This window comes from Cytobacillus sp. ABV4_503, from assembly GCF_056158445.1.
In genome coordinates this window covers 4,409,223-4,431,801 of record NZ_JBSWTH010000001.1, presented here as the reverse complement: position 1 = coordinate 4,431,801, position 22,579 = coordinate 4,409,223, and the positions used below count along the sequence as shown (strand labels likewise).

Genomic DNA, 22,579 nt, shown 5'->3' with positions numbered 1-22,579 from the left:
GTAGCCTTGTACAGTGTTAAAAAATATTTAAAGAGAGGTTTGTTCAAATGGCTCTCATCATTATATGTGCGTTATTTCTCGTAATCTATGGAATTGTGGAGCAGCGAAAGCACCAGGAGAGACTGGATTCCATACCCATTCGTGTAAATGTGAATGGTATACGCGGGAAATCGACCGTTACCCGATTGATTACAGGTGTAATTCAAGAGGCTGAATATAAGACAGTCGGGAAAACCACTGGTACGTCAGCCCGGATGATCTACTGGCATACAGATGAAGAAAAACCGATTAAGCGCCGGCCGGAAGGTCCGAATATAGGGGAGCAGCGTCGGGTTGTCAAAGAGGTGGCTGAGCTTGGAGCGGAAGCGCTTGTGTGCGAATGTATGGCTGTACAGCCGGATTATCAGCTGACATTCCAAAACAAAATGATCCAGGCAAATATCGGCGTTATTGTTAATGTGCTCGAGGACCATATGGATGTAATGGGTCCAACTCTTGATGAGGTGGCGGAAGCTTTTACAGCAACCATTCCTTATAATGGCCACCTGGTTACGATTGAGAGTGAGTATCTGGACTTATTCAGAAAAATTGCTGCTGAACGGAACACAAAAGTGATTGTTGCTGACAATTCCAGAATTACAGAGGAATTCCTGCGAGAATTTGATTACATGGTATTCCCTGATAATGCGTCCCTTGCACTGGCTGTGGCAGAGGCGCTTGGAATTGATGAAGAGACAGCATTCCGAGGGATGCTGAATGCCCATCCTGACCCGGGGGCTATGAGAATTACCCGTTTTGGCGACGACTCAAATCCTTCATTCTTTGTGAATGGTTTTGCAGCCAATGATGCTTCTTCGACATTGAAAATCTGGGAGCGTGTGAGCACGCTGGGATACAGCACAGAATCACCAATTGTTATCATGAACTGCCGTGCAGACAGAGTGGATCGCACGGAACAGTTTGCCCGCGATGTACTTCCGTATATTAAAGCAGAAGTGGTCGTCGCGATTGGACAGACTACTGATCCAATTACAGATGCTTATGAGGAAGAAAAGCTGGATACAAAAGTTTATTTGGATCTGGAAGATTATACAACAGAAGAAATTATGGCTGAACTTGAACCTTATTTGGAAAACAGAATTGTCTATGGGGTCGGAAATATTCATGGTTCGGCAGAGCCGCTGATTGATGCCATTAAAGAACTGGTCATTAAAAGAAAAGCAAGCTAAGAGGAGGGATATGGATGTTTGGAGCAGATTTATATGTTGCACTTGTCCTGGGTGTAACTCTAAGTCTTATTTTCACAGAAAAGACAGGCGTTTTGCCTGCGGGGCTTGTTGTGCCTGGTTATTTAGCGCTGGTTTTCAATCAGCCTGTTTTTATGGTTGTGGTCTTATTAATTAGTATTCTTACTTATCTAATCGTAACGCACGGCATTGGCAGATGGGTGATATTATACGGCAGAAGAAAGTTTGCTGCCATGCTTATTACAGGGATTTGCCTGAAGCTGATCCTAGATTATTTTTATCCGGTTATGCCATTTGAAATCTTTGAATTCCGCGGAATCGGAGTAATCGTACCCGGATTAATCGCCAACACAATTCAAAAACAAGGAATGCCATTAACACTTGGCAGTACGCTTCTGTTATCCGGTTTAACGTTCGGAATCATGAACGTGTACTACTTGTTCTAGGGAAGTGAATGGAATGAAGCGAACCTTAAATTTTCAGGAAAAACTGCTTATTTTTATCAAAAGGACGAAGTATAAGAACCTTCGCTATATTGCTGTTATTTTGCCGATTCTGGTCATCTTTCTGGTCGCTTCGACTTGGATTGGAAGAACAGATGAAGTGAAAGATGTTGAGCCCAGAAAGAACCAGAAGCTTACGATGACTATGGTCGGGGATGTTATGATGGGGCGCCATGTTGAAGAAGTTACTAAACGGCATGGAGCTGATTATTTATTCCGTCATGTAAAGCCCTACTTCGATGCTTCTGATTATGTAAGCGGGAATTTTGAGCATCCCATTTTAAAAGAGAATGCGTCCAAATATACCGAGACTGATAAAAGCATTCATCTGCACACAGACATGGATGCCATTCATGCAGTTAAAAATGCCGGTTTTACCGTTATGAACCTTGCCAATAATCACTTGATGGATTATGGGGAAGAAGGACTTCGTGACACCTTGGATGTGTTTAACCGCTACAACATGGATTATGTTGGTGGAGGAGAAAACCGTAAGGAAGCCAAAGAGCATATCAACTATCAGGATGTAAACGGCGTGCGTGTCGCAACACTGGGATTCACTGATGCGTTTGTTGAAGGCACAATTGCGACAAAAGATCGAAACGGTCTATTGAGTGCAAACCCTGATGTTTTATTTGACATGATTGAAAAAGCAAAAAATGAAGATCATGGAAATGCAGATTTAGTTGTGGTTAATGTCCACTGGGGACAGGAGTATGACACGGAAGCCACTCCTCGGCAAAAAGCGCTGGCTAAAGCAATGGTCGATGCCGGGGCAGACATCATCATCGGACATCATCCGCACGTGCTCCAATCGTTTGACGTCTATAAAGACGGAATCATTTTTTACAGCTTAGGCAATTTCGTATTTGACCAGGGCTGGACGCGGACTAAGGATTCTGCAATGGTCCAATATAACCTTACGGAAGATGGAAAAGCGACAATCGATGTGATCCCTCTTCAAATAGAGGAAGCCGCACCAAGACTGGCAACTGGATATTTTGACCAGCTTCGCGTGTACAGACAATTAACAAAAGAAACCGCTGAAAATGTTTATTGGTCCAAGCAGGATAATAAGATCGAGATTATTGCAAATCATAAGCATGTAATTGATCACATGAAAAAACGCCAGAATGAAGAAAAGTAATCATCTTTATCTTCTTTAATTTTGAGGGGGGCAGCAGATTGAGAAACCGAACTTTTTGGCAGCTGATTATTTCCGTTTGCCTGTTAACCGGTTGTTCTAATGTGTCCCCCGAAAAAAATCTATATTTACCAAATAAAGAACAAACTGACACATTCTATGGAGTCAGCGCCTCACATCCTATTGCGGTCGATGTTGGGATGGATGTCATGAAAAATGGAGGCAATGCAGCAGATGCTGCCATTGCCATTTCCTACATATTGGGCGTTGTTGAACCTTTCGCCTCCGGGATAGGGGGCGGCGGGGGAATGCTGATCATTCCGAACGAAGGTGAGCCTGATTTCATTGATTATAGGGAAACCTCTCCTTCAGATTATAAGGGCAGCGGTGTTTCTGGTATTCCCGGACTGGTCTTCGGCATGGAGTCAATCCATGACAAATACGCCACTGTGGAAATGGAAAGCCTATTGGAACCGGCCGTGGAATATGCAGAAAAAGGGTTTGAGGTTGACCGGGGATTTTCCCATCGGCTGGATACAGCCCAAAACAGGGTGTTCTCCGAAAATACTCGAATCTTTTATCCTAACGGAAAAGCAATACTGCCCGGCGAAATCCTTGTCCAAAAAGAACTGGCTAAGACGCTGAAAATGATCCAAGCAAAAGGCAGCGCAGGCTTTTATCAGGGAGATATTGCAAAAGCAGTCAAAGCAAAAACCGGTCTTCCGCTAGATGATTTAAAGCGGTATAAGGTGAAGCATACGCCCCCGATACAAGGATCTTTTGCTGGCTATGAAGTGTTCACTGCTCCACCGCCTTTTTCCGGGGCCACCCTGCTTCAAATGCTAAAGCTGGCAGAGGAGACAGGTTTGGATTCAATTAGCCAGACTGAATACATTGACAGGATTGGGAAAATTGCAAAAGTATCCTATGAAGATCGCCGAATTCACATTGGGGATGGTGTAACTTTAGAGGAAATTTCCAAATTCATCAGCGATGATTATATTTCACATCTCAAGGAAGAACTTGCTGAAAATAGTGGAAAGCTGCAGAAAGAGAATGAGGAAGAGCATGAAAGCACGACCCACTTTGTTGTCATGGATAAAGAGGGAACTGTTATTTCCGCGACCAACACATTAAGTAATTATTTCGGTTCCGGGGCCTATACGAATGGTTTCTTTTTAAATGATCAGCTCAAGAATTTCGCAGACGGCGGGATTAATGGGAGAGCACCCGGCAAGCGGTCAAGGACATTTACAGCTCCCACCGTTATGATAAACCCTGATGAAATCATCGGTATCGGTTCACCTGGCGGAAACAGGATTCCGCAGATTCTTATGCAGGTTATTTTTTCATATACAAATGGAGAAGGAGATCTTCAGGAAATAGTGAACCGCGACCGTTTCACATTTGAGAACAGCACAATCCATACGGAAACTCCATTTCCGAATAATGTTTTGACAGAATTAGAAACCAGAAATTATCGTGTGGTCCACAAGATTTCTCCCATGTTTTACGGGGGAGTTCAGGCGCTCATCATGAGTAAAAAAGAGAATCAAATGTACGGTGCGGGTGATCCGCGGCGAAATGGCATTTGGAGAGCACAACAAGAAGAGGGGAAATAGGGAAATGAACACAGTAAAAAAAGTTACAGGATGGATACTGCCAATCGTACTTGTAGGAGCATTATTAACAACACTTAACACGCTTAAACGCACTGATAATTTAACGCCTGATGAACAGAAAAAAATCGAGAAGTATGAAAATGCTGAAGCATAAAAAGTCATAGAAGTAAGCGGAAACCATCTGCTTGCTTCTTCTTATAATAAGGGAGTTTTTCCATGTTGCGCATAAGTCTTTTTAGCATAGTTATTATATTACTGATTCTTATGATCAGATCATTGTTGCCCGGAAATACGGGTCCTGAAGAATATCGAAGCTTTGCTGAATTGAAAAAACATGAAAAAGAGAATGTCGATTACCGGATTAAAGTCTATGAGCGCAAACCGGCAGTTGCAATTTTTGCGATACATGGAGGCAATATTGAAATCGGGACAGGCGAAGTGGCTGAGGATCTTGGTGAAAGGCTTGATGCCAGCACCTATATATTTGAAGGGCTCAAGCCTAAGAATAACAGCATCCTCCATATTACATCTACTCTCTATGATGAGCCGGCTGGTGTACAAATGGCGGAGGAAGCTATAACAAGCCTGTCTATACATGGATACCGTGATGTTAAAAATGAAAAAGTCTATATTGGCGGCAGAAATAAGAAGTATAAGCAGTTTGTTAAGGATGCCCTGGAAGATGCCGGGTTTGATGTGGAAAATGCTCCCGACCGCCTTGGCGGAACAGGCAGGAAAAATATTGTGAACCGCGGCAAAATGGGCGGAGGAGTTCAGCTGGAGCTTTCAACTGAACTGAGGAAAAGCTTCTTTAAAGACCGGGATTTTGCCATGAACAACCGGAAACAGCAGACAGATAACTATAAAGACTTTATAAAAGCACTTGAAAAAGCAACAAATAAATATAAAGAAGAAGAGTTGGATTAAAGAAGACTGCCCGGTAAAATAGGCAGTCTTGCTTTGCTTTTAGTGAAAAAGAGAGGCGCTGTCTCCGTAGCTGTGAAACTTCTTTGTAAAAAAGGAAGATGATAGATGGGAGATATGCACTCCTGCTCTCTCTGTTGTATTAATGAAATAGCCATCGCCCAGATAGATGCCAACATGTGTAACGCCTGTACGGGTGCCTGTATTCTCAAAGAATATGAAATCTCCAGTTTTCGGCTCTGAAGTCACATCAAGCAAACTTGAATAGGATGCTGCAGATTTTCGGCTGATTGGCAGATCATGCTGCTTCATTACATAATAAACAAGACCGCTGCAATCAAAGCCTTTCTCAGGGCTTTCCTCGCTCCAAACATATTCATAGCCTCTAAATGTGTAGGCGTATCTGATTACATCGGCGGCTTTGTCATAAGCTGCATCCTTTTCAGAATAGAAAGGGAATATCGGTTCATTGTATACCTGAAGATATTGTCCTTCAAGGATCGTGTCAGACGGAAGTCCGTTTAGTCTTTTTAGGTCAGCTGGAGTTTTATTGTATTTGGCGGCAATACTTTTTAGTGTATCGCCTTTTTGAACCACGTGTTCCCCTTTAGGTGTAAAGGTCTTAAAGACATAACTGTAATCTTTAAACCACTTGTCAGATACAGATTTTACTTGAACGGCAGAAGATCCGTATCCGGAATGCACAAATTGCTTATCGCCGAGAAATATCCCGCCTGTTAGCACTTCCGTTACCTTGCCTGCCTTATCTTTTTTCACAAAGAAAATCAGATCGCCGGCTTTAGGTGAGGCTGTTTCCATCCCCAGTTTATAAAATCCGTCAATTGTGGTACGGTCCAGAGGAATCCCTTGCTGTGAAAGTGCCCAATATATTAGTCCGCTGGAATCAAAGCCTTTTTCAGGAGACTCTTCCCCCATTTCCTTCTTAAAGCCGGCAAACGTTTTGGCATAGCTGGCAATTTGCCTGCCTCGTTCATACCATTGGTATTGAGCGCTTTTATAAGTAGAAGAATTAATTTGCAGTTTTTGTCCTGGATATAGTTTTGCATCAGGCAATCCATTGTACTTCAAAAGCTGAACAGGTGATATCTTATATTTAGCTGCAATGGATTTAACAGTATCACTTGATGAAACTGTATGGACTTTATCGGCTGCCTGTGTACTTGGCAGGAAAAAAAGGCTGCGATCAGGATGGCGATTAATGCGAATGAGTATATGCGTATTTTGTTCATGTCCAAAACTCCCTGTCTTTGATGATAAACCTCAATCTTGGAAAAAATTTCATTTGGATATGCAAAAATGCTTGGCTGCTATTGGAATGCTTGCCTCCTTTCTGTATGAATTTCGAATAAAATATTTATTTGTGCTAGGGTCTTAATAATGTTATCGGAGGACTCGCCTGCTTTTTTAGTAAGTATTGGTATATAAGGAAATAAAACCTGAGTAAAAAAACGATCTCAGGGCTTACACTTTTAGGAGTAATTGTGTGGGAAATATAGTAGTGTAGCGTGGTTGAAAGTTTAAATTTATAGTTGAAAAGAGTTTGTTATGATAGCGAAATGAATGAGTAGAGAAGTAATAAGCAGGGTCCTTCAGTTTGTAATGAGGTTCTGGAGGTAAATTTTATATAAGGCCTTGAGTTTCTATTCAAAAAACATATTGCCGTAAGCAAATTTTTTTTATATAGGAGATTTGAAGTGTTCGTTGAAAGTACCTTTAGATGGCTCACTTTTTGCCAGTGCGATTAGTTTTTTTGAATAAATAATAAAGCCAAGGCATTCGCTGCTTTGAACTTTATTTGATAGCGGAAGAACTTGATTTAAAGATTTAGCGAATCGTTTCGAATTGAATCGTGAGATATATGCTGCTATTCCAGTTGTTTAATAGGTATTTATGCCTGGTGATTAGGCATTTATTAGTGTTTTTGTTTAGAATGTTCACGCTTTCATGCAAATATGATATGATTTTATCGAAACGTTTCGAAAATTATGATTTCTGGAGGAAGCCTATGTCGTTTAAAAAAATGGCAACTGCCATTACCATGATTCTCTGTTTGGTTCACGCGTTTGTGATGACTCCTGCAGCATCAGCCTCTGTGAAAAATGCCAAGGAAATTGCTTTTCAAAATCAATTAAAGCCGATTGCAAAGAAAACGTATCGTTATTTCGAAGACTTCACAAATCCTGAAACGGGTCTTACCAATGATATTGTCCGTTTCAGTGATGGGGTGAAAGAAGAAGGAAATCATACCTCTCCAACAAACATTGCCATGTATATGTTAAGTACTATTTCAGCAGAGGAAATGGGCATCATTACTGAGAAAGAAGCTATATCCAAGCTGCAAAAAACAGTAAATACGCTAGAAAAACTTGAAAAATGGAACGGCCTCTTTTACAACTGGTATTTTACGAAGGATGGTTCATTAATGACCGATTGGGGTGAATTCATATCCCAGGTGGATAACGGCTGGCTGTCAGCCGGATTGATCACAGCAGGACAGGCCTACCCGGAATTATATGATCAAACCAGCAAATTAGTAGAAGCCATGGATTACTCCACCCTCTATGATCCAGAGGTGGGGCAATTCCGCGGAGGATATTCTGTGGATAAAGGGGAATACACCGAACACCATTATGGAATGTTTTATACAGAGCCTCGTTTAGGCAGCTATATTGCGATTGGAAAAGGCGATGTACCTGCTGAGCACTGGTGGAGAACATATCGTACACTTCCGCCAGAATGGGATTGGCAAGCTCAAATCCCGGCAGGAGAAATGAGATCGTACCATGGGGTTGAGCTATTCCAGGGTCACTATAATTACAAAGGTGTGAAATTCATTCCGAGCTGGGGCGGAAGCATGTTTGAAGGATTAATGCCGGGCCTTGTTCTGAAGGAAAAAGAGCTTGGAAAAAATGCTCTGGGCTTGAACAACCAGCGTCATGTTGACCTTCAAATCGCATTTGCCGAAGAAAAGGGTTACCCTGCATGGGGCTTTTCACCAGCAGCCACTCCGGATGGCTATAGTGAATTTGCTGCAACACCTTTAGGGACATCCGGCTACAAGGATGACGGCACCGTCACCGCACACGCTTCTTTCCTTGCATTAGAATATGCTCCGAAAGAAGTAGCAAAAAATATCACGGCATTGAAAGCTCTGGACACATACAGTAAATATGGATTCTATGACTCTGTCAATGTAAAGACAGGGGAAATTGCAGAAGCCTACCTTGCTCTCGACCAGGGGATGATCATGGTCTCCATTGCCAATTATCTTCTGGATGGAGTCATCAGGGATCATTTCCACAGCGATGAAATTGGCAGAAACCCGGAATATCTGCTGGAAGAAGAGGATTTTCTAATCCGCTGATAGTTATATAAAAGCGATGCCTAAATGTTCATTGGGCATCGCCTTTTTTGTGTTTGACAAATTTTAGTAGTGTCTGATGCCTTAATTGACTTGGCTGTAAATTAGGTTCATATATGGAATCGCCTTTTGGAGAGACAGTCTTCAATCAAACGTTTGATTAACATTTCACTCAATCTTATGGAAATAGCATCCGCAATCGTCTCACCTGTTTTGGTATTTTAGATTACCATGAGCTTGAAGAGTATATTCCTTATGTAGCAGTAGCAAGCAGTGTCAAGGAGGATTTTCTGGTCTATAGGCACTACTGGTGAAATGCATTTGTATGGTGTAACAACAGCGATGATCACCCCTTTTAATGAAAAAGGTGAAGTGGAATTGAATTTGGCTGATAAGTTGACATTGGCATTCCTTAGCTAGTTTTTTTGATTTTTTTGGCAGGATTACAAGAAGGTGTACCTGTCCTGCATTCGCGGGGTAAAATCATTCAGCTGCTACAGTAATTGTAAATCGACAGAAAACCTATTTATTTCCCGAAAAATAATAGAAAATAGCGAAATAAGAATACCCTATAAAATAAAGTTCCTAGGTAATCCTATAGAACAAGCTGGTAGATAAATAGTTTTGTCGAAAAGATGAACCCAAAAAATAAAATAATTTAAACGAGTTAAAGATTTGCTCTATTGTATTTTTTAACCGGGAATATTGAAATTTATGAGCCCTATTAGTCATATAAGTCATAATTGGGAAAAGGAAAATTAGTCAATTTATAGGCTCCCCTACATATATATTTTTGATATGATGTACTTAAATATTATTGAATCGTCTATCATTACGAACTTCATACGTATGGGGGAACAAATATGGCTGGTATAAAATCAATAAACCTGGATGGGGAAGAAATCTATGTGTTTAACAGTGCCATCTATATTTTTGAATCGTCTGCAGGTAATACGCTGGAAGTGGATATGATCGTAAGTGAAGTTACTCTAAGAAAATATCAGAACAGGGAAAGTCTGATTACAGAAATAGAAATGGAAGACGGCGGGCTGATTAGCTCGTTTATGTTTCTAAAATCTGTGCCAGGGAAGCTGCCCAGGCTGAGCTTATTTTGTGAACTTGATCCGGATGAACCTTACGAAGGTATCTTAAGAATAAGTGAGGAACAGCAGGACTTTCCGGATATTGAGGCGGGCATTACATTAGAAGAAATCCGAAAAGTGGAAATGCCGAATGAAAAAATCACGCTTAAATTAAATCTGCCCATTAACCAGGTGGAGTGGCTGAAGGAGAAGAAAAATAGGGAATTGAATGGGCTTTTTAGAGAGCTGCTGGGAGAGTACTTGGAAAAGCCAGAATAAATCAATCAAACGTTTGATTGATTTAAGCTGCTGTTTAGGGATGTACCGGGTGCTGCATGAAGAGCAGGCTTTGGGCGGTATGGTGAACCTGCAAATAGAGCTATCAAATTGCAAATAGGCAATTAAGTTCTGCAAATAGAGCTATCAAATTGCAAATAGGCAATTAAGTTCTGCAAATAGAGCTATCAAATTGCAAATAGGCAATTAAATTCTGCAAATAGATTATAAAATACCGCAAATTGATCCCTATATAAAAGGAAAACCGAGCTGCCACTCAGCCCGGTTTATTAAATCCTGTTAATTAATCGTCCCGCGATCCACCTGTTCATACAGAATCCCCATATTACCCTTCACTTTTTTAGAAACCTCACACAATGCCTCTATCGCTTCAGCCTTGTGGTTCCCTAATTGATAAACCACATCATCAAATAGCATTTCCATCTCTCTTAAAATAGCAATAGATGCGAGGTTGTAGAGGTGGACATTATAGTAGCCGCTGTTATTAAAAATGGCAGTCTCGACATAAGGCCTAAAATTCTCTAGTAGAGTAGGGTACTCCGCCATTAATCGGTCCAATCCTTTTCGGATGCCTTCAATAGTGCCGGCGAATTCGTCCAAAGGCTCCAGCGCGTTGTTGACACTGTTTCTGATTTTATCATCAAAGTCCGAAAACAGGCCAAATAACTTGCCGGGGATGGTATAATCCAAAGCGAATTTGGTTGCGCCTTTGATGGTGCTCGACAGGAGTTCCAATGCATTTTCAATGTTCAAAGTGATTACCCATGCTTTATGCAGTAAAGGCAAGAGGAGTGCATGAGTTGATCTGGTAAAGGCAGTGTAAGCAGTATCCATCTGGAATTCCTTAATCTTCATCCTTAACTCCATATAGGGGGAATCTTCCAGTTTATACGTATTCGTTCCCTGTACGGATATTGAATTGGAATGAGAGGATTTGCTTCTGATGGACTGTCCAAGGGAAAGATCCCTGTCATGAAAATTAGCGGCAACGTCCTGGACTTGTTTCTGGTATTCGCTGATATGTGAAAGAAGCTTATCCCTGTTATTGTTGACGATCCCATAATGGGCTTTTAACTCACTGACTACAGCATCATACCAGAGTTCTTTCCCGCCCTCAAACAGCTCCGGGATCTTATTGGAAATAATCCGGATAAGGCTTTTGGAAAGATCCTGAACATCCGCTTTCAAATCATACAAAAAGCTGCGGATTTCATTAAAGATGCTTTCCACACTGACGTTCGTCCGGAAAATATGTTCAAGCAGCTCGGCAGGCGGGGAATTCAGTATATAGTTCAGTGATTTAGCATGACTTTCAGCCACATTTAACAAAGAAACCAAATGATCGATTTCGGCCGTTAATCGATTACTGATCGAAGTAATCCCCATAAACAGCGGTTCACTGATCAGATTTTCAAACATCTCTTCGAAAATCTTCTGCAGTCGGCTGAGCCGTTCATAATAACGGTTTGCTTCATCGTCTACGATCGCAACCGAATTGCCCAGGTACTCGTGAGCAAGGTTCAGTCTTTCCGTAACATGATTTTGCAGGGAGGAAGCAAGAAGGTCCAGGTTCTCCTTGTTGATCTCAATGCGGTCTGAGTGACCGCCATATAGCGGTACTCCTGTCCAGATGCTGGATACGATATGGGCATCAGCATCCACATAGATTTTGCCATAGCCCGGCTTGCCGACCTCTCCAATAACATAGAACTGTGTGCCATCTTCATTCCTCAGATAGCCTGTATGGTTTGTAGCAAGCTTTGAGAATTCAGGAATCCCATTGAAGATTTCATACTGTTTGCCTGGAATCCGGCCATGAAGATCCAATGCAATCAAAGTTTGAGTCAGCACATCGTAGCTGCTGAAGTAGTTTGTAATATTATCATAAGTTTGATTAGGATCCACCATCCCCTCAGGAAGCAGGGCAGGGTTTAAAGTAACTGCATTTACTTCTGGATTTTCAACTGCTACTGCACCAACCAAACCGCCGCCAAGTGAATTTCCCGCGATCGATTTAACACCGCCAACCTGGTTAAACTTTTGATTCATTTCAGTATAATAGCTTCTTGCTGCAGCCAGCTGAGCTGGAGTTAGGTCACTTAAAAGCTGTGCATCCGTCAGAATATCTTTGTTGCCATATTTTCCGCTTGCATCCGTACCTACATAAATGATGGATATTTCCTCTGTCTCCATATTTACGACTGTCATAGCATCAAGGCCAGTAGGGTCTTCATAACGAGTATCGATAACTGTATAGTCTGTATTATTTACCTGCAGAACTGATTCAAATAGCGGATAGGTATATGCATGAAGGCCTGCCAGTTCAACTAAATCTTTATCATTGTTTGCTGCTATATCCGTATTTATATTTGGTGAACCCTTAAGAGTATCCATATATTCACCTGCTTTATTCCTTAATAATGTAATCCGGGAATCCGCGTTTTAAAGAATTATCTTTAGCACCTTCCGAACTCTGTTTATCAATGAAGTTATCATTGAGAGCGAAGCTGTATGTGCCCTTAGGTATTGAGTCCATATCTTCCAGCTCTTTCGTGACTTGATTAAATATTTCTTCATTTGGCTCTGCCTGCTTTTCAGCCATGAATAATTGAATATTGATTTTGAAGTTTTCAGGATTAAACGCGTCATCATCATAGACATTCCTCAAATTTTCCGTACCTTCATCAGGATTACTAATATAAAGGTCATAAACGGGTTTAATAGCCTCTTCTTTGCTTGTTAATGCAATAAAATAATATGGAGTCATATATCCGTGTCCACCCACATTTTGAAGGGCATCCTTTGTTTTTCCGGTTACTTGACCTTCTGCTGCAAGAGTCTCAAGATAGTCGTCGAGCTGTTGAAACTCTTCATTAAAGATCATGTGATACAATCCGCCTTTAATGGCATTTTCCACCTGGAATTCGTCCGCCCATATCTTTTCTGTCATCACTTTCTTTTCCAGTTCATCAATTGGTACTACAGCATAAGTGTAGAAATGCGGCTCACCTTTGGATTCAACAAACACAGTAGCCCCATCTTTAGCACCAACCACGTTATGCACCGTTACATCGGTCTTATATTTCTCCTTAAAAAACTTGATTGCAGCTTCCTCTATCTCATCAAGGCTTTCATCAGCAATTTTATCGGTTTCTTTTCCATATGGAAGTGCATAGCCTTCACCGGTATAATCCTGAACACTGATCAGTGATTCCTCAGAAGGAGCAGCCTGTGTTTCTTTTGATTTTTCACTTTCCTGATTGTTATTTGCGCTATTCATACCAGAACATCCTCCAAGCATTAATGATATGCCGACACTGCAGAGTAAAATTTTTGTTTTCTTGTACATTAGTTAAATGTCCTCCCTAAAGGAATGTGCCATTCAAAGTATATCCCTTATTTTAGCGGATAGAGTTATATTTTTACAGTTTAAACGTGGAAAATTACACTTTTTAGGTAAAAATAGGGAGAAAGTCAGGGGTGAATAGGGAGGATTATACTAAAAATTTGCTAAATTCGGCTTCCGCTGTATAATAATTCACCAAACGACATTTTAATAGTTAAAAGTTTACTTTGAATTTTCTAATAACACTGTGTATAATACATTTAAGGTAATGAAACGGAAAATGTCCGAAATAAAAATCAACAAGGGGGATCTTTATGGACAGCTGCTTTTTAAAGGAAATAACTCCCCAGCTGATCAAATGGCGGCGCACTTTGCATGCACTGCCTGAACTGGGGTTCATGGAGTATATCACTACATACCGGATCGGAAAAGAACTGGAAAGGATGGGTTTCAAGCTTTATTTAGGGAAAGACGCGCTTGACGAGAATTCCCGCATGGGGCTTCCTGCACAAGCTGATCTTGAAGCTCAAGAGAAAAAGGCGAGGGATTGGGGTGTTGAAGAGTCCTGGCTCGATCAAATGCGCGGCGGCAATACCGGGCTTGTGGCAGTCTGGGATACTGGCAGAAACGGGGACCATGTTGGTTTCCGCTTTGATATTGACGCTCTGCCGATAAACGAATCAGCAGATCCTGCCCATCGTCCAGCTCAATACGAATTTGGCTCAAAAGAAGAGAATGTGATGCATTCGTGCGGACATGACGGACATACTGCCATCGGACTTGGGGTAGCACAGTATATTTCTTCCCATGCTGATCAGCTTAAGGGCCGTTTCACCCTTTTGTTTCAGCCGGCTGAAGAAGGCGGACGAGGGGCTCGGGCGATGACAGACAAAGGCTGGCTTGATGATGTCGATTATTTTTATTCAGGCCACATCGGCATTAAGTCCATGCCTGTTGGAACGATTGCAGCCACAACGCCGGGATTTCTGGCTTCAACTAAATACAATGCTTATTTTAAAGGAGTTTCCTCACATGCCGGCATCAATCCGGAACTCGGAAAAAATGCTTTATTGGCAGCGACAACAGCTGCTAATAACCTCTATGGCATCCCGCGACATCATGATGGCGTCACCAGGGTGAATGTTGGGAAGCTGGCCGCTGGCAGCGGCCGGAATATAATCCCGGGAGACAGTTATATGGAAATAGAGGTGCGGGGCGAGACACCGGAAATTGCTCAATATATGGCTGAAAAAGCGACCCGGATTATTCAGGCGGCAGCAGACATGCATGATGTGTCCTGCACAATCGATGCAGTCGGAGTTACGGAAGTGGTTGTCTGTGATGAAGAGCTGATCCCGAAAATTACCGATTGGTGTGCATCAAGCGAGCTTGTAAAAGAAGTGCTGCCTTCTGTCCCTGTTTCCGGATCAGAAGACGTCAGCTTTATGATGAACCGGGTCCAGAAGCATGGCGGCAAAGCTACGTTTATGCTGTTTGGAACGAGGCTTGATTATCCTCACCACCATCCTCAATTTGATTTCGAGGAAGAGGCTTTACTGGTTGCAGTCGATGCTTACATTCACATCTTAAATGGCGGATCGGCCATTTAAATTAAAGGAGGAAATCATGTCGAATAACTTTGCAAAAACATTTCTTACAGAGAACAAAGAGACGTTTGAAAAAATCAGTGAGTATATCTATCGTCATCCGGAAACTAGATTTGAAGAGTATGCTTCAGCAGAGTTTTTAGCTTCTGAATGCGAAAAAGCAGGTTTCCAGGTGGAACGCAAATCCGGAAACATTGAAACCGCGTTTGTAGCCACCTATGGAAGCGGTTCTCCTGTTATTGGCTTTCTCGGAGAGTTCGATGCTTTGTCCGGACTGGGGCAGGTGCCAAACCAGACCTCGTACGAGCCAACCGAGCTGAATGTAGGTCATGGCTGCGGGCATAACCTGCTGGGGACCGGCGCTTTTGCGGCAGCCTGCGCTGCAAAAAAATATTTAGAAGAAAACAATCTGCCCGGGACTGTAAAGTTTTTTGGCTGTCCGGGCGAAGAGGGCGGTTCCGGAAAAACCTTCATGGTCCGCGAAGGAGTTTTTGAAGGGGTGGACGCTGCCTTAACATGGCATCCATCTCCGGCCAACAGCATCATGAGCCTATCGAGTCTCGCAAACTATCAGGTTTATTTTCGATTTAAAGGCTTATCCTCACATGCGGCGAACTCGCCTCATCTTGGAAGAAGTGCCCTGGATGCGGTTGAGCTGATGAACGTGGGTGTGAATTACCTTCGTGAGCATGTCGTGCCGGAAGCCAGAATGCATTACGCCATCACCAACACAGGGGGCATTTCGCCAAATGTCGTACAGGCAGACGCCGAGGTCCTTTATCTGATTCGTGCGCCAAAGGTTCAGCAGGTGGATGAAATCTACAAACGGGTATGCAAGATTGCCGAAGGCGCAGCTCTAATGACAGAGACCGAGCTTACCATTGAGTTTGACAAGGCTTGCTCCAATTATATTCCAAACCGCAGCCTTGAAAAAATTCTCTATCAAAGCCTTCAGGAAGCCGGCATCGAAAAACCGGACGAAGAAGAAAAGGCCTTTGCCGAAAAGCTTTGGACAACCCTATCAGATGGTGAGAAAGAAAGCTATTTAGATATTTTAAGAGGATTTGGCTATGTAGGGGACGGCAGTGAGTTTGAAGGAAAATACCTGGCAGAAACAATCTCAGCCTATGAACCTTCCAAAGAAATTCTTGCCGGTTCTACTGATGTCTCTGATGTAAGCTGGGTCGTTCCAACTGCACAGCTGACAGCTTCAACATCAGCACTGGGAACACCGCTGCATACATGGCAGATGACAACTCAAGGCATCAGCAGCTATGCCCACAAAGGCATGCTCCGGGCAGCAGAAGCCATGGCTTTAACAGCTATCAAACTGCTGACCGACAAGGAAGAATTGGGAGCTGTCAAACAGGAATTCAATGCGTTTAAGGAAGCCTATCCATACACATGCCCAATTCCTGCAGAGGTTAAGCCCTCTACTTTAAAGTAGATTCTCATTCGGACAGGAGAAGCAGAAAACCGAGCGAGGGAGTCTTAATCAGGCTCTCATTCGGACAGAGAAAGCAGAAAACCGGGAGAAGGAGTCCGAATCAGGCGCTCATTCAGACAGAGAAAGCAGAAAACCGGGAGAAGCAGTCCGAATCAGGCGCTCATTCGGACAGAGAAAGCAGAAAACCGGGAGAAGGAGTCCGAATCAGGCGCTCATTCAGACAGAGAAAGCAGAAAACCGGGAGAAGCAGTCCGAATCAGGTGCTCATTCGGACAGAGAAAGCAGAAACCGGAGGTAAGCAGTCCGAACCAGGCGCTCATTCGGACAGGAGAAGCAGAATTCGGAAACAACAAGTCCGAACCTGGCCGCCGCAGCGGAAAGCAACATCTTCACTCATAAGTAAAAAAATCCAATAAAAAACAGAAAAGCGAGGGGAGTATATGAAAACAGAAAAACAAGGAAAGAAAGTGGTAACAGAAAGTAAGAAACCAGGGATTGCCCAGAGATTCCTCAATGGGGTCGAGAAGGTCGGCAATAAGCTCCCGGATCCATTTATATTATTTGCCGGGCTCGCAGTGTTAGTTATTATTGTTTCAGCTATATTTAGTGCCTTTGGTGCTACTGTTGTCCACCCTGGCTCGGGAGAGGAACTGGAAGTTAAGAACCTGGCATCTGGAGAAGGCCTGAATTTTATTCTGACATCCATGCTCGATAACTTCACCGGATTTGCGCCTCTTGGACTGGTTCTGTCCATGATGCTCGGAATCGGTCTTGCCGAGAAAGTCGGCATGCTGGATTATGCCATTAAGAAAACAATTTTAAAATCACCGCCGGCATTAATCACGTACACCGTTGTGTTTGTCGGGATCATGGGGAATATCGCTTCAGATGCAGCAATGGTGCTTGTACCGCCGCTTGCTGCAATGGTTTTCTACAAAATTGGCCGCAACCCGATTGCCGGTTTGGCAGCAGGGTATGCATCAGCCGGAGCCGGTTTTACAGCAAACCTGCTGATTGCTGGAACAGATGCACTATTGGCAGGGATTTCAACAGAAGCTGCCAAGATTATTGATGAGAATATGGTCGTTACACCAATTGATAACTGGTATTTTAATATTGTTTCCGTATTTGTTTTAACCATTGTCGGCGGACTTGTCACGACGAAGTTCATTGAACCGCGCCTTGGAGAATACAAGGGCGATGAGGTAAAAGAAGCCATTACTGAAGATCCTCCTAATGCCGGCAAGGCTTTGCGGAATGCAGTCATTGCCGGGTGCGCCTATATAGCCCTTATTGTGGGAGCGATCCTTATACCAAATAGCCCGTTAACCAATGAAGATGGCGGACTGGTTCCATCTCCATTCCTGGATGGCATTATCCCGATTATTCTGTTCTTCTTTATCATTATTGGTACTGTATACGGAATCACGGTTGGAAATATTAAGAGCAGTAAAGATGTTGCCAATTTTATGGCTGAATCCATGAAGGATATGGCGTCCTATATTGTCTTAATCTTTGCAATCGCCCAATTTATCGCTTACTTCAGCTGGTCTAATATTGCAACCTGGGTAGCAGTAAATGGTGCTGAATTCCTGAAAGATGTGGAGTTCACCGGAATCGGATTGATTATTGGCTACATCATTTTTACAGCTTCCCTGAACTTCCTGATCACTTCAGGTTCAGCAAAGTGGGCGCTTGAAGCACCTGTGTTTGTGCCAATGTTTATGCAGCTTGGCTATCACCCTGCATTCACGCAAGTGGCTTACCGTGTAGCAGATTCATCTACGAATATTGTGACACCGATGATGCCATATATGGTTATCGCCCTGTCGTTTATGCAGAAGTATGACAAAAAAGCGGGAATTGGAACATTCATTTCCTTAATGCTTCCGTACTCGATTACGTTCCTGATCACGTGGATCATTATGCTATTAGTGTTTGTATTCTTTGGAATCCCGTTTGGTCCGGGAATCGGTCCTTATTTATAAGAACAGGATGTGGTTAAAAAGTGAGTAATCTCGAAAAACAATTAAAAGAGTGGCGCCGTGATTTTCACCGCTATCCAGAGGGAGGGTTCCTGGAAATGCGGACAGCCTCCATTGTCGCATCGATTCTGGATGAACTTGGCTTCGGGCTGGAAATGGGCAGGCAGGTAATGGCCGCTGATTATTTTATGGGTAAGCCTAATCAAGAGGAAACAGCCGCACATTATCAATGGGCTCTCGAAAATAGCGCGAAAAATGATTATATTGAACCCTTCATAGACGGCTATACAGGCATTGTCGCGACGATGGATACGCAAAAGGAAGGGCCGAACATCGCCTTCCGTGTGGATATGGATGCATTGCCGATCCATGAATCAGAGGCAGACAGCCATTTTCCGCAAAAAGAAGGATTCAGGTCGGCAGTTCCAAACACCATGCATGCCTGCGGACATGATGCCCATACAACCATCGGGCTGGGCCTGGCAAGCTTGATTGCGGAAAATAAAGACAGCCTTAAGGGGAAAATCAAATTGATTTTTCAGCCTGCAGAAGAAGGCACCCGCGGGGCTCGTTCGATGGCCGAAGCCGGTGTAGTCGATGATGTGGATTATTTAATTGCCTCCCATGTCGGCACAGGAGTTCCAGATGGACATTTTGTGGCATCCAAAAATGGATTCCTGGCCACGTCAAAGCTTGATGTAACGTTTAAAGGCGTTTCTTCCCATGCAGGCGGAAATCCGGAAGAGGGTAAAAACGCCCTGCTGGCAGCCGCTTCTGCTGCCCTGAATATTTACGCTATTCCGCGTCATTCAGAAGGGGCAACCCGCATCAACGTGGGAGAATTGCATGCAGGCTCAGGCCGAAATATTATCGCAGATAAAGCGGTGCTGAAAATTGAAACACGCGGGGAAACGACTAAAATTAACGAATATGTCAAAGCCCAGGCCGAAGCTGTTATCGCAGGATCAGCCCAAATGTACGGAGTAGAATACGAGATTCGTACTGTGGGCGAGGCCATTAGTGCTCAAGGTTCAAAAGAGCTGGCATCCGTCTTGCAAACCTGTGCACAAGAAGCTTCCTATATAAAAGAAAGCATCCTTGAAGACAACTCACCTGCAGGCTCCGAGGATGCAACCTTCTTCATGGAGCGTGTTCAGCAAAATGGAGGACAGGCGACATACTGTATTTTCGGTACAGAACTGGCAGCAGGCCATCATAACGAGAAGTTCGATATTAATGAAGGCACGATGATGAATGCCGTCCAGCTGCTGTTTGACTCTATAAAAAAATTAAATTAAGGAATAGATGAGGCAGAGCAATCTGCCTCATTTTAGATCAGGGAGGAGTGTTAATAATGAAAGAATGGTTGGATAAGCATCTGAAAGCTTTAAATTTAACAGACAGCATGGTCCAGGCGGAAGGGTTCTGCCGATTAGGCTACACGGAAGAAGAATGGCGGGCCATTGATGTATTTGTTTCCATTGCAGAGGATATTGGGTTGAAGGTTCGAAGAGATGAAGCGGGGAATGCGATTGCCCGCTGGCAAGCTGAAGATTCCTCACCTGCTGTTGCAGTAGGTTCTCATGTGGATACGGTCAAAGGCGGGGGTGGCTATGATGGAGTGGCCGGCGTCCTTTGCGGTCTGGCTGCCGTGAAAGTTTTGAAGGAAGAAGGGTTCCAGCCTACTTCACCAATAGAAGTCATTTGTTTTGCTTCTGAAGAATCCTCCCGTTTTGGCGTATCAACCATTGGCAGCAAGGCAATGAGCGGCCTTCTTAATAAGAATGAAGTGGAAGATGTAACGGATGAAGATGGCATCACTATCCGCCAGGCAGTCGAGGACATGGGACTGTCATGGGATGCAATTGAAGAAGCTGAACGGCCGGAGTCAGCTTTAAAAAGTTTTATCGAGCTTCACATTGAACAGGGAACCAGAGTGGAGGATGCCGGCGCAGACTTTGGAGCAGTAACGGCAGTTGCCTGTCCAATCCGCTTAAAGGTAATTATCAATGGACAGATGGGGCACACTGGAACGACGCCGATGGGCAAACGAAAGGACGCCTTTGTAGCGGCTGCACCTCTCGTTCCATTCATATCAGAGACAGCTCTTTCTTTATCGGATTCCAATGCGGTGCCGATTGTGGCAACAGCAAGCACCTTTGAACTAAAGCCGAACGCCATGAATGTGATTCCCGGAACGGTTGAGCTTGGAGTCGATATCCGCAGTGTGGACGATTCGCTGAAAAAGGAAATGGAGAAGCTCATCCGTGAAAAATGTCATCAGCTTTCGGAATCTTTTGGTGTTAAAATAGAAGTAAAAACGCTTGTTCATAATCCATCCGTTCAGCTGGATGATACAGTGATGAGGAAACTCCAGCATTCAGGTGAAGCGTTAGGATACAAAGCATTGGTGCTTGAAAGCGGTGCCGGCCATGATGTCATGAATATGGCGGCCAAATGGCCTTCAGGGCTTTTATTCATTCCCTGCAAAAATGGGCTCAGCCATCATCCTGATGAATTTGCCTCTATTGAAGATCTGGAAATGGGAACAAAGATTATCGCTCAATATTTAAAAACTGAAACAAGCATCTAAAGAAGAAGCAGGTGGAAAAAAATGAAGATTCGCGTTGGGGTAGTGGGGCCGGGAGACTCCGTTGGACACATTCTTGCCTTGTCGCGTGAATACAGCGAGCTTGAGATGATTCCATACATTTATAAGGAAACAAAAGAAACGGAAAAGATTATCAGGGAACATCAGAAGGAAATCGATTTATGGTTTTTCTCCGGACAGGCCCCTTATTATTACGCGCGTTCAAAAGGGCTGATTGGGGAAGAAAACGCCCATTATCCCCCTCTATATGGCTCCAGTCTGCTGGGAACACTCCTTGAAGCGCATATCAGGGAAGGCGGATTTCAGCAGGCAAGCCTGGATACCATTCAGGAATCCGAGCTGGATACACTAAAAAATACATATTTTTTAGGAGATTTAAACATTCAGGCTTTTTCCTATAATGAGTACGAACCAGCCGAGGAAATCATCCGCTTTCATAAGAAGCTTTTTGAGGAAGGACAAACCGAGGTTGCATTGACCTGTGTCCAGGAGGTGCATGACCGGCTGCGGGAACAGGGAATCCCCTGCTACCGGGTGGTCCCTTCTCCTGTCGCCATTAAACTTGTACTCCGCTACCTAAGGGAAAGAGGCCAGTCCAACTGGTATAAGCGCTCCCAGATAGCGATTATGGGAATGGAAGTCGTTCACTCTGCAAGCTCACTGGAAGAGCAGCATTTCACCTATGAAATGAAGCGGCATGAGCTGGAAATCAAGCAGGTCATGCTTGATTATGCCGAAAAAGTGCAAGGCTCATTTGTGCAGATCGGGGATGGTCTATTCTTTATTTATACAACCCGGGGCGAAATGGAAATGCATTTTCAGGAAGCCTCCATGTACTCTCTTATTGAAGAAGCGAAAATCCACAGCAAGCTGAAGGTGAGGATCGGTGTCGGCTACGGGCTGACGGCATATGATGCAGAGCAGAATGTCCGGCTCGCCCTCCAATATGCCAGGGATCAGAAAGCTTCGCCTGTGGTTAGTGTCGATGAAACCAAACAAATTAAGGAACACCTTTCGGAAAGCGGCGAGGAGGCGGTTTCCTACCAGCAGCGCATTTGGGGAGAGGAATGGGAAGAACGCTTTAAGGGCGCCAAAATCAATCCGGCAATCGTATCCAAAATCGAATACCTTTCAAGGCACTATCAAAAAAAGATAGTCACTGCGCAGGAAGTCTCAAGATGGCTGAAAAACACCGAACGCAACTCGAGGAGGATTATGGCGGAGCTCGAGCGGCTCGGGCTTGCCAAAGTAACGGGTGAAGAACAGCCTGGACAGCGCGGGCGGCCGCGGAAGGTTTATGAGTTGAAGCTATAGGCCATGATTTTAGTTGGTTTAAGAGAACGCGCGAATGGAATATGATGGAAATTAGGAAGTCCCCTTTA

At 43.6% G+C, this 22,579-nt stretch carries 18 protein-coding genes; 15 read left to right on the top strand and 3 right to left on the bottom strand.

What is annotated here, in order from left to right:
• Positions 1 to 47: 47 nt before the first annotated feature.
• The 6 genes from pgsB (at position 48) to ACXAD1_RS22205 (ending at position 5,443) form a co-directional block, all read left to right on the top strand.
• Positions 48 to 1,229: a poly-gamma-glutamate synthase PgsB gene (gene pgsB, locus ACXAD1_RS22230; RefSeq protein WP_474911023.1), complete on the top strand. Its 1,182-nt coding sequence runs from the start codon at positions 48 to 50 to the stop codon at positions 1,227 to 1,229.
• 14 nt (positions 1,230 to 1,243) lie between these two features.
• Entirely contained in the window at positions 1,244 to 1,693 is a 450-nt protein-coding gene (pgsC, locus tag ACXAD1_RS22225; RefSeq protein WP_076257598.1) for a poly-gamma-glutamate biosynthesis protein PgsC, read from the top strand.
• A 13-nt stretch (positions 1,694 to 1,706) separates the two neighbouring features.
• Positions 1,707 to 2,897, top strand: coding sequence for a CapA family protein (locus ACXAD1_RS22220; protein WP_474911022.1), 1,191 nt, complete (start codon positions 1,707 to 1,709; stop codon positions 2,895 to 2,897).
• Between the two features lie 38 nt (positions 2,898 to 2,935).
• Positions 2,936 to 4,516 (top strand): gamma-glutamyltransferase family protein, encoded by a 1,581-nt coding sequence (locus ACXAD1_RS22215; protein ID WP_474911021.1) that lies wholly within the window; start codon positions 2,936 to 2,938, stop codon positions 4,514 to 4,516.
• A 4-nt stretch (positions 4,517 to 4,520) separates the two neighbouring features.
• Entirely contained in the window at positions 4,521 to 4,670 is a 150-nt protein-coding gene (locus tag ACXAD1_RS22210; RefSeq protein ID WP_474911020.1) for a CapE family protein, read from the top strand.
• A gap of 62 nt (positions 4,671 to 4,732) precedes the next feature.
• Entirely contained in the window at positions 4,733 to 5,443 is a 711-nt protein-coding gene (locus ACXAD1_RS22205) for a poly-gamma-glutamate hydrolase family protein (protein ID WP_474911019.1), read from the top strand.
• A gap of 39 nt (positions 5,444 to 5,482) precedes the next feature.
• On the opposite strand, the gene ACXAD1_RS22200 is transcribed toward ACXAD1_RS22205, so the two are convergent.
• The gene (locus ACXAD1_RS22200; RefSeq protein WP_474911018.1) at positions 5,483 to 6,514 is read right to left on the bottom strand and encodes an NlpC/P60 family protein; all 1,032 of its coding nucleotides are present in this window, start codon (positions 6,512 to 6,514) and stop codon (positions 5,483 to 5,485) included.
• A 952-nt stretch (positions 6,515 to 7,466) separates the two neighbouring features.
• Here ACXAD1_RS22200 and ACXAD1_RS22195 point away from each other — a divergent pair.
• The 3 genes from ACXAD1_RS22195 (at position 7,467) to ACXAD1_RS22185 (ending at position 10,183) form a co-directional block, all read left to right on the top strand.
• On the top strand, positions 7,467 to 8,825 hold the full coding sequence (locus tag ACXAD1_RS22195; protein ID WP_244671186.1) for a glucoamylase family protein: 1,359 nt from the start codon (positions 7,467 to 7,469) through the stop codon (positions 8,823 to 8,825).
• A 270-nt stretch (positions 8,826 to 9,095) separates the two neighbouring features.
• Positions 9,096 to 9,242, top strand: a complete 147-nt coding sequence (locus ACXAD1_RS22190) for a hypothetical protein (RefSeq protein ID WP_474911017.1) — start codon at positions 9,096 to 9,098, stop codon at positions 9,240 to 9,242.
• A gap of 443 nt (positions 9,243 to 9,685) precedes the next feature.
• On the top strand, positions 9,686 to 10,183 hold the full coding sequence (locus ACXAD1_RS22185; RefSeq protein WP_474911016.1) for a hypothetical protein: 498 nt from the start codon (positions 9,686 to 9,688) through the stop codon (positions 10,181 to 10,183).
• Between the two features lie 297 nt (positions 10,184 to 10,480).
• On the opposite strand, the gene ACXAD1_RS22180 is transcribed toward ACXAD1_RS22185, so the two are convergent.
• Together ACXAD1_RS22180 and ACXAD1_RS22175 are read right to left on the bottom strand one after the other, a co-directional pair.
• Positions 10,481 to 12,595: an SA1320 family protein gene (locus ACXAD1_RS22180; RefSeq protein WP_474911015.1), complete on the bottom strand. Its 2,115-nt coding sequence runs from the start codon at positions 12,593 to 12,595 to the stop codon at positions 10,481 to 10,483.
• Positions 12,596 to 12,608: 13 nt separating this feature from the next.
• On the bottom strand, positions 12,609 to 13,550 hold the full coding sequence (locus tag ACXAD1_RS22175; RefSeq protein ID WP_474911014.1) for a DUF1672 family protein: 942 nt from the start codon (positions 13,548 to 13,550) through the stop codon (positions 12,609 to 12,611).
• 311 nt (positions 13,551 to 13,861) lie between these two features.
• Here ACXAD1_RS22175 and ACXAD1_RS22170 point away from each other — a divergent pair, with 311 nt between their 5' ends.
• The 6 genes from ACXAD1_RS22170 to ACXAD1_RS22145 all read left to right on the top strand — a co-directional run bounded on the left by ACXAD1_RS22170 (position 13,862) and on the right by ACXAD1_RS22145 (position 22,511).
• Positions 13,862 to 15,157 (top strand): amidohydrolase, encoded by a 1,296-nt coding sequence (locus tag ACXAD1_RS22170; protein WP_474911013.1) that lies wholly within the window; start codon positions 13,862 to 13,864, stop codon positions 15,155 to 15,157.
• A gap of 16 nt (positions 15,158 to 15,173) precedes the next feature.
• Positions 15,174 to 16,601 (top strand): M20 family metallopeptidase, encoded by a 1,428-nt coding sequence (locus tag ACXAD1_RS22165; RefSeq protein WP_474911012.1) that lies wholly within the window; start codon positions 15,174 to 15,176, stop codon positions 16,599 to 16,601.
• Positions 16,602 to 17,041: 440 nt separating this feature from the next.
• Entirely contained in the window at positions 17,042 to 18,589 is a 1,548-nt protein-coding gene (locus ACXAD1_RS22160) for an AbgT family transporter (RefSeq protein ID WP_474911011.1), read from the top strand.
• A gap of 20 nt (positions 18,590 to 18,609) precedes the next feature.
• Positions 18,610 to 19,884: a M20 family metallo-hydrolase gene (locus ACXAD1_RS22155; protein WP_474911010.1), complete on the top strand. Its 1,275-nt coding sequence runs from the start codon at positions 18,610 to 18,612 to the stop codon at positions 19,882 to 19,884.
• Positions 19,885 to 19,940: 56 nt separating this feature from the next.
• Positions 19,941 to 21,179, top strand: a complete 1,239-nt coding sequence (locus tag ACXAD1_RS22150) for a M20 family metallo-hydrolase (RefSeq protein ID WP_474911009.1) — start codon at positions 19,941 to 19,943, stop codon at positions 21,177 to 21,179.
• A gap of 21 nt (positions 21,180 to 21,200) precedes the next feature.
• Positions 21,201 to 22,511 carry a hypothetical protein gene (locus ACXAD1_RS22145; RefSeq protein ID WP_474911008.1) on the top strand — a complete coding sequence of 437 codons (1,311 nt, stop codon included), beginning with the start codon at positions 21,201 to 21,203 and terminating at the stop codon, positions 22,509 to 22,511.
• Positions 22,512 to 22,579: the final 68 nt, after the last annotated feature.

What these genes read in the sequence shown, in the direction of transcription:
- ACXAD1_RS22210 (WP_474911020.1), top strand. Translation starts at nt 4,521, where the DNA reads ATGAACACAGTAAAAAAAGTTACAGGATGGATACTGCCAATCGTACTT.
- ACXAD1_RS22220 (WP_474911022.1), top strand. Translation starts at nt 1,707, where the DNA reads ATGAAGCGAACCTTAAATTTTCAGGAAAAACTGCTTATTTTTATCAAA.
- pgsC (WP_076257598.1), top strand. Translation starts at nt 1,244, where the DNA reads ATGTTTGGAGCAGATTTATATGTTGCACTTGTCCTGGGTGTAACTCTA.
- ACXAD1_RS22205 (WP_474911019.1), top strand. Translation starts at nt 4,733, where the DNA reads ATGTTGCGCATAAGTCTTTTTAGCATAGTTATTATATTACTGATTCTT.
- pgsB (WP_474911023.1), top strand. Translation starts at nt 48, where the DNA reads ATGGCTCTCATCATTATATGTGCGTTATTTCTCGTAATCTATGGAATT.
- ACXAD1_RS22180 (WP_474911015.1), bottom strand. Translation starts at nt 12,595, where the DNA reads ATGGATACTCTTAAGGGTTCACCAAATATAAATACGGATATAGCAGCA.
- ACXAD1_RS22195 (WP_244671186.1), top strand. Translation starts at nt 7,467, where the DNA reads ATGTCGTTTAAAAAAATGGCAACTGCCATTACCATGATTCTCTGTTTG.
- ACXAD1_RS22165 (WP_474911012.1), top strand. Translation starts at nt 15,174, where the DNA reads ATGTCGAATAACTTTGCAAAAACATTTCTTACAGAGAACAAAGAGACG.
- ACXAD1_RS22170 (WP_474911013.1), top strand. Translation starts at nt 13,862, where the DNA reads ATGGACAGCTGCTTTTTAAAGGAAATAACTCCCCAGCTGATCAAATGG.
- ACXAD1_RS22185 (WP_474911016.1), top strand. Translation starts at nt 9,686, where the DNA reads ATGGCTGGTATAAAATCAATAAACCTGGATGGGGAAGAAATCTATGTG.
- ACXAD1_RS22145 (WP_474911008.1), top strand. Translation starts at nt 21,201, where the DNA reads ATGAAGATTCGCGTTGGGGTAGTGGGGCCGGGAGACTCCGTTGGACAC.
- ACXAD1_RS22160 (WP_474911011.1), top strand. Translation starts at nt 17,042, where the DNA reads ATGAAAACAGAAAAACAAGGAAAGAAAGTGGTAACAGAAAGTAAGAAA.
- ACXAD1_RS22175 (WP_474911014.1), bottom strand. Translation starts at nt 13,550, where the DNA reads ATGTACAAGAAAACAAAAATTTTACTCTGCAGTGTCGGCATATCATTA.
- ACXAD1_RS22150 (WP_474911009.1), top strand. Translation starts at nt 19,941, where the DNA reads ATGAAAGAATGGTTGGATAAGCATCTGAAAGCTTTAAATTTAACAGAC.